This window comes from Streptomyces sp. NPDC052701 (assembly GCF_040678355.1).
GTDB lineage: Bacteria > Actinomycetota > Actinomycetes > Streptomycetales > Streptomycetaceae > Streptomyces.
In genome coordinates this window covers 1-13,227 of sequence record NZ_JBFATO010000053.1, presented here as the reverse complement: position 1 = coordinate 13,227, position 13,227 = coordinate 1, and the positions used below count along the sequence as shown (strand labels likewise).

Here is a 13,227-nt window from a genome sequence, read left to right as displayed (position 1 = left end):
GCCGAGGCCGTCACCGTCCTCGGCGGTGTGCTGTCCGGCCGGGCGGGTTGTGCTCGTCCGAGCATGCCCCGTGGCGGCGGAAGCGGGAAACTGCGGCAAGGTGAGGGCTGGGGGTCCGGACGGGGGCCGGGAGTCACGGGCCCTCACCGTAGTGGAGAAGACGAACTGTCTTCACGCGGTGACCGGATGCCCGGCGGCTCTGCCGGTGTCGTCGCGGCGCATCGCGGTCATGGACAGGTCCGCCAGCCGGGGCATGAACGTGACGTCAAGCCGGTCGACCGGGTGGAGCAGGCCCCGTTCGCAGGTGTCCGCCGACCATACTGTGCACTCGGCGGACGGGTAGGCGGGGTTGACGCCGATCTCTCCTTTGGGGAGGAATCCGTTGAAGGGGGCCGCGATCCGCTCGCCGTTCCAGTAGTTCCACGCCTGCAGGGCTTTGGCCTGCTCGAAGGCGAGATAGAGCTGCGGATACCGTGCGAGGGTCCGCATCTGGCGGAAGATGGCCTGCCCCAGCAGTGACGGCGCGGTCCGGACGAGGCCGTCGAAGTCCTGCTCGCGGAAGGTATAGGCAGTCGCGTCTTCGCCGGGATCCAGGGACAGGCCGGTGAACAGGTGCGAGAGACGGTCCCTGGTGTACTGCGCGGCTCCGGGAGCCAGCGCGGGCTCGATGCGGGCGATCAGGTCGTGCAGGTGCTGATGGTCCGGGTGGAATCGGGACAGGTCGAACAGCTTGTCCATGCCGTCCACCGCGGTGAACGCCAGACGCTTGTAGAGGCGGTTGTTCATCTCGCCGATGGCCGCGTACGTCTTGGTTTCCGGGCTGGTGGAGTGCAGCATCAGGTATTCCGACAGCACCTCGAAGTACAGGTAGCCAAGGAAAGGAAGGTTGTGGACGGCGGTGGCGAGCTGGTCCACGAACATCCCGGGCTCCGTCCGGCGGCCGGTGGCGGTGGCGGTGGCCAGCAGCGTGTCCAGGAACGGGGCGGCCGCGCGGATCTGCTGCAGTGCCCGGCCCCGTAGCTGGGCGTCCTCGGCCCCGGTGAGCAAAGTGCGATGTTCCAGGTAGGTGCGCAGGTGGAGCCGGCCGAGCCGGAGGTAGTCGATGCCCTTCGCCGGCGCCGGGCTGGTGGGGGTGATCTCGATGACCAGGGTGCGGGTGTGCGGCTTGGTCTGCAGCAGGTAGGCGCCGAGATTGTGCGGGCGTAATCCGGCCGGGGTCGGGGTCAGCGGCGCGCAGTACAGCGCGGCGAGCAGGCACCCGGAGGAGGCGTACAGCTGGCCGCTGGCACGGATGGCGTCCAGCGCCACGGTGGTGTGCATCAGGTGGATGGGGCGGCCGCTGGTGAGGGCCTGGGTCATGGCGTTTTGTGCGAGCAGCCATCCGCCCGGGGTGTCGTTGTGCAGGTAGTGGCGCCAGTCGGTGTCGCTTTCGGCGCACCCGCGTGGGACGGGCCGGGCGTGAGGGCTGGTGTGGTCGGTGTGGGCGTCGTCGAGGTCGGTGTCCACGGGGTGGTCTCCTATCGGGTGATGAGGGTCTGGTGGGCGGCGGTGAGGGCCTGGTGGTGGGTGGCGCCGTCGAGGGCGGCCTGCTCGCTGTGCACGACGAGCGTGAACGCGGCCGGGGGCAGCCAGTCGGGCACCGCAATGCGCAGCCGGGTCGTGTCCGGCCACCACCGTCTGAGCGGCAGGCGGTAGCGGTCCATGCAGTCGGCCGCCTTGAGGACGTCCGTCAGGTGCGGGGCCTGCCGGTAGGCGTGCTCTTGGTGGACGGTGAAACGGCTGTAGGGCACGTCGTGCACGGCGATTGCTTGAGCGGCCCGCTCTAGTACGGCCGCCGGTACTGCGCGGCCCAGGGCTTTGGTGACCGTGGCCGCGTGCTGCCGGAACCACGACGCGGCCCGCTGCCCGTGGCCGGGGTCATCCCGGTCATCGAGGCGCCGGCAGTCGTGGACCGCCCCGGCCGCGCACACCGCTGCGATGTCGTCGCCGTCAAGGCCCAGTTCCTCGGCGAGGAGCGCGGCGAGCAGGCTGACCCGGGCGTTGTGGCGGATGCCGTGGTTGGAGCCTGTCAGGCGGGGGGCCGCGAACCAGGATCGTTCGGGTACGAGCATCAGCCCCGGGCGTGGCAAGCTGGGCGCGGCAACGAAGTTCACCGGACGGTTGCGCACGATCCACTCCAGCGTCATCTGGTCCATCGGCTGGTGATCGGGCAGTCGGTGCTGCTGGGCGAGGTCGCGCAGGCAGGCACGGTGGTGGGTTCGGTCGGGCATGGCGTCCTTCGAGCAGATGGGTACGGGCAGGCGTGAAGCTGGGCGTGGCGATCGTGACGATGGGCATACGGCCCAAGGAGCTGGCAAAGCTGCTGGCCTCGGTCCATGCGCAGACAGCCCCTGCGGCGCGGGTCGTCGTGGTCGGCAACGGGTGCCAGGTGCCGGACCTGCCGCCGTGGGTGGAAACGGTGCAGCTGCCCGAGAACCGGGGAGTGACCGGCGGCCGCAACGCCGCCCTGGAGCACCTGCGGGACGTCGACCTGGTCCTGGACCTGGACGATGACGGGCTGCTCGTCTCCGATGACGTATTCGCCCGGATCACCAAGTTGTTCGAGGCCGACTCCCGGCTCGGCATCGTGGGATTCCGCATCGCTGATGAGAGCGGGGTGACGCAGCGCCGCCACGTGCCCCGGCTGCGGGCCGGCGATCCGATGCGCGGCGGCCTGGTGACCGGCTTCCTCGGCGGCGCGCACGTGCTGTCCACGAAGATGCTGGAGCAGGTCGGGCACTGGCCGGACGCGTTCTTCTTCGCCCATGAGGAGACCGACATGGCCTGGCGGGCGATCGACGCCGGCTGGCGGGTCCTGTACGACCCGCAGCTGCTGCTGCAGCACCCGCGGACCTCCCCGGCCCGGCACTCCTTCTTCTACCGGGTGAACGCCCGCAACCGGGTCTACCTGGCCCGCCGGCACTTGCCGGCCGTCTTGGTGCCGGTGTACTTGCTGGTGTGGGTGACGGTGACGCTGGCCCGCACCCGCAGCCTCGCCGGGCTGCGGGCCTGGTTCGGCGGGTTCGCTGAAGGGTGGCGCACCTCGTGCGGGCGCCGCCGGCCGATGCGCTGGCGCACCGTCGTGCGGCTTACCCGCCTTGGCCGGCCTCCCGTGATCTGAGCGGCTCACGCGGCCGCGCGGGCCTGGGCGCGCAGCCAGGCCGGGATCGCTTCGGGGGTTCGCTCCAGCCAGTGAAGGTAGCGGCGCACGCCCGTCTCGATGTCGACCCGGGGCGCCCAGTCCAGCACCTCACGCATGCGGGTGATGTCGGCGCACGCCCCGAGCGGGTCGCCCTCGGGCCGGGGAGTGTCAAGGATCTGCGCGGCGGGATAGTGGTGGCGCACCAGGTCGGCGACCTGCCGGATGGAGGTGGCGCGGCCGGTGCCAATGTTGACGGTGGCCCGGTCGGCGCGGTCGGTGACGGCCGCCAGCAGTGTCGCCTCGGCGATGTCGTCGACGTGCACGAAGTCGCGGACCTGGCGGCCGCCGCCGTTGAGGTGCAGCGGCAGCCCGAGCGCGGCCCGCATCGCGAACCACGCCACGACCCAGCTGTGGGAGTTCTCCTTGACCACCTGCGGTTCGCCGTAGACCGAGAAGTAGCGCACGACGGTGTACGAGCTGCCGGCGCCGCCCAGGGTCAGGGCGGTCTGATATTCGCCCCACAGTTTGGTGTTGGCATACACCGACGCGGGCCGCAGGGGGTCTTCCTCGCTGAACCGGGCGCCCACGGTCGTGGAGCCGGCTCCGACGCCGTACACGCTGGCCGAGGACACGAACACCAGGCGCTTCAGAGTGGCGCTGTGCCGGGCGGCGGCGTCCAGCACGGTCTGGGTGCCCTGGATGTTGGCCTGCAGCGCCGCCCCCGGGTTGCGGGTGCACTCCGCGACGTCGGCCAGGGCGGCGGCATGGATCACGTAGTCGGCACGTCCCACGACGTGATCCATCAGCGCCGAGTCGGTGATATCGCCGGCGATGACGTCGGAGTCGGCCGGGGAGATGCGGAACACGCAGGAGACGGGGGAGCCGTAGGCGTCCAGCCGCCCCACGGCCAGCGGCGTGGCGCCGATCGCGCGGAGCTTGTGCACGATACGGCTGCCGACCAGTCCGAAACCGCCGGTCACCGCCACGGTGGCGCCGGACAGAGCAGCGAGGCGATCGGTTGCGTTCATGCGGGATGTCACCCTTCTCGACACCGCCACGCAGGTGCGTGGCGTGGGGATGTCGAGGACACCACCAGCCATCCGCCGCGCTCCAGGGGATGACTGTGTGGCCGGTGTGTGCCCGCCTCGCCGAAACCAGTTCACCTCCCCTTCGGGTGCGGCATGGTGGTGGTGACACAGCGGAAGGCGATATCGCGGGGGTGGTATGGACCTCGATCAGCATCCACTGACGCACCTGCGCCGGCAGCACCACTGGTCCATGAACGACCTCGCCCGCCTGATACGGGCCGAGGCCCGGCGGCGCGGTCTGCGCAGCGGCGTCGACCGCAACCGGATCTGGCTGTGGGAGGCAGGCGGCACCAGACCGAGCGAGGAAAGCCAGCTGCTGCTGGCCGGCGTCCTCGGGATTCCCGCCGCCACGGTCGAATGTCTTGGCTGGCCCGGCTGGCTGCCCGCCTTCGAGGAACCCGCCCCGTTCAGCCCGTCGGGCAGCCGAGCCGCCCTGAGAGAGGTGCAGGTCACCCGCATGGACCGACGATCCTTCCTGGTGCTCAGCAGCAGCGCCCTGGTCGACATCGCCGCCGACTGGGCTCGCATCGAGCCGCGCCACCTCGGCCAGGCCCTCGACGGGCAGATGGTCGACGAGGAGCTGCTGCGGTGGCTGGAGCAGCGATCCGGTGAGCTGCGCGCTCTCACCTCCGGGCCGCACCGGCAGGTGTCCGGCCTGATCGACGCGCACCTGAGCACTGCTGTCGATCTCATCGCACAGGACCGGTACACCGCGGCTGTCGGCCGCCGCCTGCACGCCGTGGCCGCCGAACTCGCGCACTGCGCCGCGTGGCTGCGCTTCGACGCCGGCCTCCACGCCGACGCCCAGCGCCACTGGCAGGCCGCCGTCCACGCCGCACACCAGGCCGGGGAACGCGACCTGGCCGCCGTCGCCCTGTCCGACCTCGCCTACCAGGCCACCTGGCTGTCCCGGCCCGACGACGCCGTCCGGGTCCTCGAGCACGCCCGCTCCCGCACCCGTACGCCAGCCGCCCGCTGTCTGCTGGACGTACGCCGCGCCCGGGCCTGCGCCGTACTGCAGGACCGGCAGGAAACCCAGCGCGCGCTGGCCTCCGCCGAGACCGAGCTGGAGCGGATACGCCCGCAGGAAACGCCCCCGGTGGTCTCGTGGATGTCGGTGGCGGATGTCAACGCCGACGCCGGACGGTGCTGGCTCGACCTCGGCGACCCGGGACGCGCCGGCGCCGCGATCGACGCAGGCCTCGGCGAACTACAGCCGCGCCGCTCGCGCACGAGAGCGGTGTTCTTGACCTACCGGGCTGAAGGCTCACTGCACGGCCGGGACACCTGGGCCGCCGCAGCCGATGCCCGCGCCGCCCTCGACACCGCCCTCGACTCAGGCGCCGCCCGCTGCATCGACCTGGTCCGCGCGCTCATCCGCCGTACCGACGGCCGCACCGAACAGCCGATGGTCGAGCTACGCGAGTACGCCCGGGAACGCCTCGCCGTATGACACGAGCGGCGCTGAATGTACTGCAACCAGCCGATGGGCAGGCGCTGTCGGCTGCCGGCTGTGGGACGCCTGAAGGCGGTCGCTCGCGGCTCGGCCACGCGACCCGTGGCCGAGCCAAGCACAGCGGGTGGCAGGCGTGTGCGGGTGGTTATCGCCGGTAGGTGAGCTGACGCAGCTGGCCGACCACGGCGAAACGGCGTGATGACCTGTATAGGCACGGGGCCGGGCCTGCGGCCTGTGCAACCTTTGTGACAACGTCCATTGCAACAGGTAGACGCAACCCCCGTCGCAACCTCGTGCTCCTGGCCGGCCGAGGCGTCGAAGTCACGCGGCCCGCGCCCAGTGCGCGGTCACCGCGGCTGAACGCACGATCCACGAGCCCGGCGAGCCCGGAGGGCGGCTGCGCCTCTTCCTGGACCTCCACCCCGACGACGACCAGGACGACGCCGTCAGCGATGGCAACCGGGTGGGCACCACGTTGGCGGACACCGGGCCAGCTGGCCCCGGGAAAGGCTGGCATCGTACAGAGCCGGAACCCGGCCCCACCACACCCGGCATACCATCAGGCACTCACACATCCAATAACGTGACAGCACCGTTTGGGAGCTGTATGCGACGGACTGGTTCGGCGTGGTCACAGTTCCTCGTCGTCGAAGGGCTCGGGCGCGCCGGTGTAGGCGAGGTCGAGGACGTAGCGTTCGGAGACGGGGCAGCTGCTCCACGCTTGGGTGAGGTGGTCTTCGAAGGTGTCGTCGGTGGGGTGATCGAGGATGGTCGTGTAGTAGTCAGCTGTCGCCTGTCGGTTTTCCCACCATGCGTGGCCCTCGTAGACCCCGGGTCGGGGCAGGGTCATCTCGCCTGCGGGCCCGTATTCGAGTTGGTTGACAACGAGGATCCCGGTCTCGGATTCGATGCTGACGGCCGCATGGCCCTCGGCGCTGGTGGGTGGGGTGGGCCGGGTATCCCAGATGCGGATGGTCACCTGCACGTCGATGTCGGGTTGCAGGCTGAGGAGGTACAGGTGGTAGCCGTTGCCGGCTACCACCTGTCGGCGGGCGGCTGCCATGGCGTCGTCGTCGCCGAGGTAGGCATCCGCGTCGTATACCTCGACGACGCGGCGGGCCGGGGTGGCTTTGCAACTGTATTCGGCTAGGAGCGCCATGGCTGCAATGCCTTTCCTGCTGGCTGGTGATCTTCATGTAGAAGGCGTCGCCGTCCAGCATGCGGTTGAGGGTGTACATGTTGTTGAGCCGGCGCCCCCGGTCTCGTTGTCGTCACCGTCGATCAGCCGGACGGAGAACCGGTTGTCGCCCCTGGTGGATCCTTCCTCGGTCGAGGCGAAGGGGTACTCGTCACACTCCAGGCCACTGCCGGAGTAGTTCCCCCACACTTTCACGCACTCCTTGATGGAGCACTTACGGTTCGCGTCCTGCTTCTCCTTGTTGACCAGCCGGTGCAGGGGTTCCTCCGCACCCGGGACGCTCTTGCCCGGCCAGGAGGGGAAGGTGCGCTCAGGGCGGTTCAGGGCGTCGTAGATGTGCAGCGCGCTTTCGTTGACCGCCGGGTCCTTCTGGCTCATCACGAGTTCCACACGAGCCCTGGTGAAGACCGTGCCCTTGTACTTGCCCGCGGCCTTCCCGGCGTAGTCGTAGCGGACGCTCGATGTGTAGACGCTGCTTCCTTCGGTGAAGGGCGCAGCGTTGGGGCACTGGCGCTCAGGTCCATCGTGATAGTCGAAAAGACGCGCTGCTGGTTGCCCTGGTCGAACAGGGCGCCCTTGTCCGGGAAGGTGTAGGTGAGGGCCCAGTGGAGTGTGCTGTCCCACACGCCGAGCAGTTCGTCCCGGGCCACGGTCTGCGGCGCGGTCACCTTGGGATCCGAGTCACTCTTGGACGCATTGATGCTGTCTCGGATGTGCTGGCCCAGCCGCCACTTCGTGGCGTCTTCGGTCGGGATCGGCTGGACGCGGATGTTTTCAATCACCGGCCGTTTCAGCTCGCAGGAGGCGACCTAGTGGGTTCCACGGTGGCGTCCCCAGTGCGCACCGCAGGAGGCCGGGACGGCTTGCCCGGCGCTGGTCGGAGCGGGCGCGCCGGGTTCCTGCCAGTGGTGGTGCGTGGTCATCGCGGTGGCTCCTTCGCTTCGGGCCGCCCTTTGGTGGGCGGTGTTCGGGGAAGCAGCGTGCACAAGGCGCCCTTGACTGCGGTCTGACGGCCGCCGCCAGCGAGCGTGGTCAAGGGGGAACGCAGCGGTGGTCGAGGTCGTAGCCGACCTGGGAAGGGGCACGGTCGAATTCGCGGCCGGGCCGAACAAGGCAGCCATGGAGGGCCAGGTTCAACCCTTGCAGCCTGATTCACTCCTTCTGGACGGAGAGGGGTAATTCTCCGGCTGCTGTCCACAAGTCAGCAGGCCGAGCGTGCGAGGACGACGCCGCGGATCGCGCGGCGGCCACCGTGAGGAGAGCTTGATGCCCTACCTGCCCCCGCCCCGTACACCGCTGACGCCCGATCAGGTGGAGCGGGGCTTCGACTACCTCCTGGCGCTGCAGATGGGTGGCGGCGCAGCTGTCGCCGGGCAGGCGGAAGCGGATCCGGAGCCGGCGTTCGTCCTGCTGCGGCTGGCCGAGGACATCATCTGGCCCGTCACGGCTGTGGACAGCGACAGCGACCCGTGCGCGAACTCCTTCGCGCTGGATGAGGTCGGGTGCGTGCTGCTGTCCGCGCTGCGGGACTGGGCACAAAACTCCCTCATCACGGCGGCGTTGGGCATCGCCCGCAGCATCATCGGTTCACGGCGAGCGTCGCCCCGGACCTCGACTTCGCGGAGCCTGTCGGCATCCTGGAGGTGATGCGTGATGAGCGCCTGGTGCTGGCTCATACGGTGCACTCCGGTAGCCGCACCACCGTGGGGATGGGTGCGCGCCGGTGCGGCCGACGGCACGGAGTGGTGCGTATCGGGCGGGGTCGATGCGGTGGAACAGGCCGCTTGAGGGTGCCGCATTTCCCGCGAATCTGCCGGCTTCGTCAACGAGATCAACGGCACTTCGACAGATCCACGCTGCCGAGCGCGAGCTCAATCGGAGGGCGTGACCGGGACCCGCAGGCCGAGCCACTGATCGGCGTCCCAGGCCCGGAACCGCTCTACTTCGGTGAACCCCAGCTTTGCCGCGAGGCGCATCGAGCCGACGTTGGCGGTCTGAGTGGCGAGCACCACCGGCTCACCGGGAAAGACGCTTTCGAACCAGTCCAGTGCCGCCGCGCACGATTCGGCGGCATACCCGAATCCCCACGCCCGCGGCAGGAACAGGTAGCCGAGGTCGGCCCTCCCCGCGGCAGCCGGGCGATGGTGCTCCGGCGCTCTCCTGAGCAGGACCTGGCCGATCATCGCCCCGCCGAGATCGACGACGAAACTCCCGGGCCACCGCTCGGGCACCTCGGGCAACTCGCGCTCAAGCTCGTCACGCGGCCGGGGTCCACCGAGATAGGTGTGCACTTCCGGCGACGCCAGCAGCTCGATGAACGCCGCACGGTCCCGGGCCTCGGGCTTACGGAGCACGAGCCTTTCGGTCCTGATCGGTGCAGGCGGCCAGGCAACGGGTCCGAGATCCATCATGTCGGCCAGCCAATCAGCAGGCTCGGCATAAGGCGATACCGGTGAGGCCAGTAGATCTTCCGGCGCCCAGCGCGTCCAGGGGGTCAGAGCGGCAGGGTTATACCCAGCTGCTGCATGGCCCTGGAGGGGGGACCGCCTTCGGAACGTTCGGTCTTATAGCCCTTCACACGCGGCTCGAGGGTGCGTGGGTCGACGGCTTCGGCGGGGGCGCTTTTGGCGTACAGGCCCTCGGGCTCGCTATCGCGGTCGTGCGGCAGGAGCCAGAAAACGCGACGACGGAACGTTCCGGAAGCGCGAGAGGGCTTTGCGGTGGGGCCAAGAAGGGCGTAACCGACCATGCGTCCGTCCCGGTGGTAGGCCGGCTTGCCCTTGCGGGTGGGTAGTCGGTCCAGGCTCTGGCGGACGTAGTCGAGGTTGCCGATCTCTTCCAGCCAGACGAGCTCGGTTTCGTGGCTGATCTCGTCCTCGGTGATCAGGGAGCTCATGCGCCGGCTTCCCTTTCCTGGTCGGTGAGCAGTCCGATGCCCGGGTAGTGCTTGCGCTGGTTGGACAGGATCATCTCCTTGGGCGAGGCCAGTCCCACGAGTTCCCGAGTGCGGGCGGCGAACGCTCTGGAGGACATGATCGGTGCCCCTTCATTTTGGCACCACGCCTTGTAGGTGGCGTAGAGCGCCGTCTGCTCGGCCCTTAGATCTGGGCCCAGTACGCAGCACTCTTCGTAGAAACGGCCAGTGTGGTCTTCGGTTTCGGCGTAGGCGGTGGTGGCGATGCGGACGCGTTCGGGGCCGGTGAGGTCGCGGTCGCCGGCGAGATAGCGGCGAGCGCCGTCGATGAGCCAGCCCAGGATGCCGGGGCCTTCCTCGGTGACGAGGATGTCCGCCAGGTTGTCGATCTTGCGGTGGTCGGGGACGACACGTTCGAAGGGGATCAGTCGCATGCGGCGCCAGAAGGCGAAGCCGCCGGTGCCGACTTCGGGACGGTGGTTGCCGAGCAGCCACAGCTTGTGGGTGGGTTCGAAGCTGAAGAAGTCCTGCCGCATGCGGCGGGCCTTGATGCGGTCGCCGCCGGTGAGCAGTTTGACGCGGGCTTCGTCGAACTTGTCGCCGGGCTTGACCTCGGAGCAGACGATGACGCGGCGGCCGTGGAGTTCGGCGAGGTCAGTGGGGTGGCCTTCGTAGGGGCGGGCCATGAGGAAACCGGGCGGAGCCGCATCGGCGTAGTCGCCGAGGAGTTTCATCAACACGTCCAGCAGGACGGACTTGCCGTTCTTGCCGGAGCCGAACAGGAACGGAAGGATCTGGGCGCCGACGTCGCCGGTGACGGAGTACCCGAGCAGCAGCTGCAGGTAGTCGATCATCTCCCGGCCTTCGGCGTCATCACCGAAGGTGTCGGTCAGGAACCTTTCCCACCTCGGGGTGGGCACGTGCTGCGGGCCAACGGTGGTGGAGCGGGAGTGGAAGTCCTTGTTCGGGTCCGGGGTCTTCACCAGCCCGGTGCGCAGGTCGACGATTCCATCCGGAGTGCACAAGGCGTAAGGGTCGGCGTCCAGCAGAGCGGCGTTGAGGACCATGCCCGGGGCGGACTTGGCCTGGGCGAGCATGGCGTTGATGCCGGCGGTGGACAGGGCTCGGCGGCGGTGCCGCTGCAGGGCGGTGGTGGTGAAGACGCCGCGGGGGTCATGCGTGGCAATGCTTTCTGCAAGGTCGCCGGCGGCCCACAGGACGGTGTCGTCCTCGTCGATCTGCCAGCGGGTGGTGTCCCACCGGTACCAGCCGATGCCAGGCACGTGGCGGTAGTCGTTGGCATAGAGGTTGACGAACAATTTGGCGTTGCCGCGGTCGGTCAGTGTGTCGGGCAGCAGTCCGTTGGCAGTTGCCTCACCGGCCGGGAGGTGGTTGGTCTCGCCCGGTACCGGACGTGGTACTGCGGTGCCACGTTGGGCGCGGATCTGGGCGGCGACGGCTTCGGGGTTGAATTCGAAGAGCGTCTCGGGCTTGGGTGACGTCACGGGCGCCTCCCGTTGCCGTGCAAGGGCCGCTTGAGACCTGCGGCGAGACCACTGCGGATAATCTGCTCGATACGGCGCTCCTGTCCGGGACGGGCCGCGGTCGCGGTTTCCTTCAGAGCCTGTTCTGCCTCTTCCTGGGGCAGGCGGCCGGCGGCGATAAGACCGCCGAGGGTGTAGGCAGCGCGGTTGAGGGTGTCCGAGAACCCGGCGCCTTCGGCGATCTGACCGCAGGCCTCGACGGGGGCAAGGACCGAGGTGAGGATGCGCTGGAGGCCGTCTCGGCCGCCGCCTGCGGCAAGGACGGCTTGACGGGCGCGGGGCGGGACTGGCCTGGGAGTAGGGGTGGTGGGCGAGGGCAGGTGACCGGTGCGCTCGAGTTCCTGGGCGATCCAGAGGGGCAGCGGGGCTGGCTCACGGGTGTCCCCGATGGGGGTGTAGGTGCCGTGCTGGGTAGTAGTGCCGGGGGCGATGATGTAGCTGCCGTGGGCGCGGATGTCGACCTGCCAGGCCAGGGCCCGGCCCGTGCTGGAGCCGACGGAGGACTGCCAGCGGCGGCCGTCTCCGGCCCGGTACCAGACGTGCAGGCCCCCGGAGGGGGTGCGTACGCGCAGGGTGGTGGTGTCGTCGGCGGGGCTGGGCTGGCCGTGAAGGGCGGCAAGGACGGCGAGCGTGTGGAAGCCGTTGGCCAGGCCGGTGAGGTCGACATGGTCAGCGATGGGAATGCCCGGCAGGATCCGGTCCCGTGTAGGCGGCTGGGCGGGGTGGGCGTCAATGTCGATGACGACCAGGCCGGCTGGGCCGCAGGACACCCCGATGCCGAACTTTGGATTGGTCCTCCACCATTGGTGAATGCGGTCCTGGTCGAGCGTGGCAGCGTGGAACCCGTGGCACCAGCGGCCTGCCGGGATACAGGGGCACAGGGTCGGCGGGTGAGGGCGGGTACGACAGTCGCTGCAGTTTGCGGCCGGGGTCTTACGACCCGGAGTGAGGGGATGCACCGGCCAGCCTTGGCGCGCGCACCAGCAAGCAGTGGCAAGCGACAGCTCAGCGACTGAAGGACCAGCGGCGGGCTGCCGTGAGTCGCTATGAGGAAAGTGCAGCTCAGCTGGCATCTCCACCCCCTGTTAGCGACCGAAGCGACTCAACGACGGACACAGACTAGCGAACGTTGCCGGTGAGGTTGTGGAGCACATGCGAATACGCCCTGGAGCCGTGTCGATGATGCGATCGGTGAGGCAGGTGCCAGCGACTGAAGGAGGAGGAAAGCGACCAAGGCAGCTTCGGTCGCTCTACAGCCAGGCAGGGAAAGCAGCAGGTCAGGTGAGGTTTGGTGTCGCAAACAGCGACCGAAGCGACTGAAGCTTCGTATATATCACGCACACGCGCACACACGAATGTCTTCATATGTCGGGAGCTTCAGTCGCTTCAGTCGCTGTGGCTGACTCATCAACGCTCTGAACTGGGCTTTTCGCTTCCGTCAACAGCGACTGAAGAGTCGCTGGGTCGCTGACCCTTCAGTCGCTGGGTCCTGCGGAGAGCAGCGACCGAAGCGACTGAAGCGACTGAGGGCCGGACAAAGGTTGAGCAGAAAGCGCTGGCCGCTTTTCCCAGCACCTGCCTTAGCAGCTTGTCCTTCACCCGCCCCCGCGCCAGTGCCGGCAGCCGGCTGCACCCCGGCTAGCACCCTCACGCCAACCGGCGCCGCCCCCAGCGTCGAGACCCCGCCGAGCAGGGCCAGGAACGGGCGCACCGTGTTGTACTGGTTCGCCGGCGCGGTCCGCATGGTGACCTGAACCGCCCCGGGTTCGGTAGAGATCTCAGTTGGTGGTTGTGACCTGGGGTTTCGTGGTTGTCAGGTAGTAGCTGGTCTCGTATTCGACGGGTG

General features: G+C 68.9%; 13 protein-coding genes and 1 pseudogene. 4 read left to right on the top strand and 10 right to left on the bottom strand.

The annotated features are described in order from the left end of the window. Positions 1–171 precede the first annotated feature (171 nt). Together AB0L29_RS33815 and AB0L29_RS33810 are read right to left on the bottom strand one after the other, a co-directional pair. A complete protein-coding gene (locus tag AB0L29_RS33815; RefSeq protein ID WP_365832908.1) occupies positions 172–1,506 on the bottom strand; it encodes a hypothetical protein in 1,335 nt (444 codons plus the stop codon). An 11-nt stretch (positions 1,507–1,517) separates the two neighbouring features. Beyond that, positions 1,518–2,270, bottom strand: coding sequence for a hypothetical protein (locus AB0L29_RS33810; RefSeq protein WP_365832906.1), 753 nt, complete (start codon positions 2,268–2,270; stop codon positions 1,518–1,520). Between the two features lie 44 nt (positions 2,271–2,314). Here AB0L29_RS33810 and AB0L29_RS33805 point away from each other — a divergent pair, with 44 nt between their 5' ends. Next, complete coding sequence (locus tag AB0L29_RS33805) at positions 2,315–3,160, top strand: glycosyltransferase (protein WP_365832904.1); 846 nt, start codon at positions 2,315–2,317, stop codon at positions 3,158–3,160. Between the two features lie 5 nt (positions 3,161–3,165). Here the strand turns inward: AB0L29_RS33805 and AB0L29_RS33800 are convergent, their stop codons facing one another. Continuing rightward, positions 3,166–4,209, bottom strand: a complete 1,044-nt coding sequence (locus tag AB0L29_RS33800) for an NAD-dependent epimerase/dehydratase family protein (RefSeq protein ID WP_365832902.1) — start codon at positions 4,207–4,209, stop codon at positions 3,166–3,168. A 196-nt stretch (positions 4,210–4,405) separates the two neighbouring features. On the opposite strand from AB0L29_RS33800, the gene AB0L29_RS33795 reads away from it, so the two are divergent. Next, positions 4,406–5,722, top strand: coding sequence for a helix-turn-helix transcriptional regulator (locus AB0L29_RS33795; protein WP_365832900.1), 1,317 nt, complete (start codon positions 4,406–4,408; stop codon positions 5,720–5,722). Between the two features lie 346 nt (positions 5,723–6,068). Then, positions 6,069–6,131: pseudogene (locus AB0L29_RS33790) on the top strand (hypothetical protein); the annotation flags it as partial. A 225-nt stretch (positions 6,132–6,356) separates the two neighbouring features. Here the strand turns inward: AB0L29_RS33790 and AB0L29_RS33785 are convergent. Genes AB0L29_RS33785 through AB0L29_RS33775 form a run of 3 tightly spaced genes read right to left on the bottom strand, consistent with a single transcriptional unit; the run spans position 6,357 to position 7,705 of the window. Next, positions 6,357–6,884 (bottom strand): hypothetical protein, encoded by a 528-nt coding sequence (locus tag AB0L29_RS33785; RefSeq protein ID WP_365832898.1) that lies wholly within the window; start codon positions 6,882–6,884, stop codon positions 6,357–6,359. A gap of 33 nt (positions 6,885–6,917) precedes the next feature. Next, on the bottom strand, positions 6,918–7,301 hold the full coding sequence (locus tag AB0L29_RS33780; protein WP_365832896.1) for a NucA/NucB deoxyribonuclease domain-containing protein: 384 nt from the start codon (positions 7,299–7,301) through the stop codon (positions 6,918–6,920). Next, positions 7,301–7,705: a hypothetical protein gene (locus AB0L29_RS33775; protein ID WP_365832893.1), complete on the bottom strand. Its 405-nt coding sequence runs from the start codon at positions 7,703–7,705 to the stop codon at positions 7,301–7,303. The genes AB0L29_RS33780 and AB0L29_RS33775 overlap by 1 nt, the downstream gene beginning before the upstream one ends. A gap of 484 nt (positions 7,706–8,189) precedes the next feature. Between AB0L29_RS33775 and AB0L29_RS33770 the strand changes: the two genes are divergently transcribed. Then, a complete protein-coding gene (locus tag AB0L29_RS33770; RefSeq protein WP_365832891.1) occupies positions 8,190–8,570 on the top strand; it encodes a hypothetical protein in 381 nt (126 codons plus the stop codon). A gap of 224 nt (positions 8,571–8,794) precedes the next feature. Here the strand turns inward: AB0L29_RS33770 and AB0L29_RS33765 are convergent, their stop codons facing one another. From AB0L29_RS33765 to AB0L29_RS33750, 4 genes are all read right to left on the bottom strand, one after another. Further along, the gene (locus tag AB0L29_RS33765) at positions 8,795–9,334 is read right to left on the bottom strand and encodes a GNAT family N-acetyltransferase (RefSeq protein WP_365832889.1); all 540 of its coding nucleotides are present in this window, start codon (positions 9,332–9,334) and stop codon (positions 8,795–8,797) included. Between the two features lie 83 nt (positions 9,335–9,417). Then, on the bottom strand, positions 9,418–9,819 hold the full coding sequence (locus AB0L29_RS33760; protein WP_365832887.1) for a DUF6009 family protein: 402 nt from the start codon (positions 9,817–9,819) through the stop codon (positions 9,418–9,420). Then, positions 9,816–11,342, bottom strand: a complete 1,527-nt coding sequence (locus AB0L29_RS33755) for a phage/plasmid primase, P4 family (protein WP_365832885.1) — start codon at positions 11,340–11,342, stop codon at positions 9,816–9,818. The genes AB0L29_RS33760 and AB0L29_RS33755 overlap by 4 nt, the downstream gene beginning before the upstream one ends. Continuing rightward, positions 11,339–12,454, bottom strand: a complete 1,116-nt coding sequence (locus tag AB0L29_RS33750) for a bifunctional DNA primase/polymerase (RefSeq protein WP_365832883.1) — start codon at positions 12,452–12,454, stop codon at positions 11,339–11,341. The genes AB0L29_RS33755 and AB0L29_RS33750 overlap by 4 nt, the downstream gene beginning before the upstream one ends. Positions 12,455–13,227: the final 773 nt, after the last annotated feature.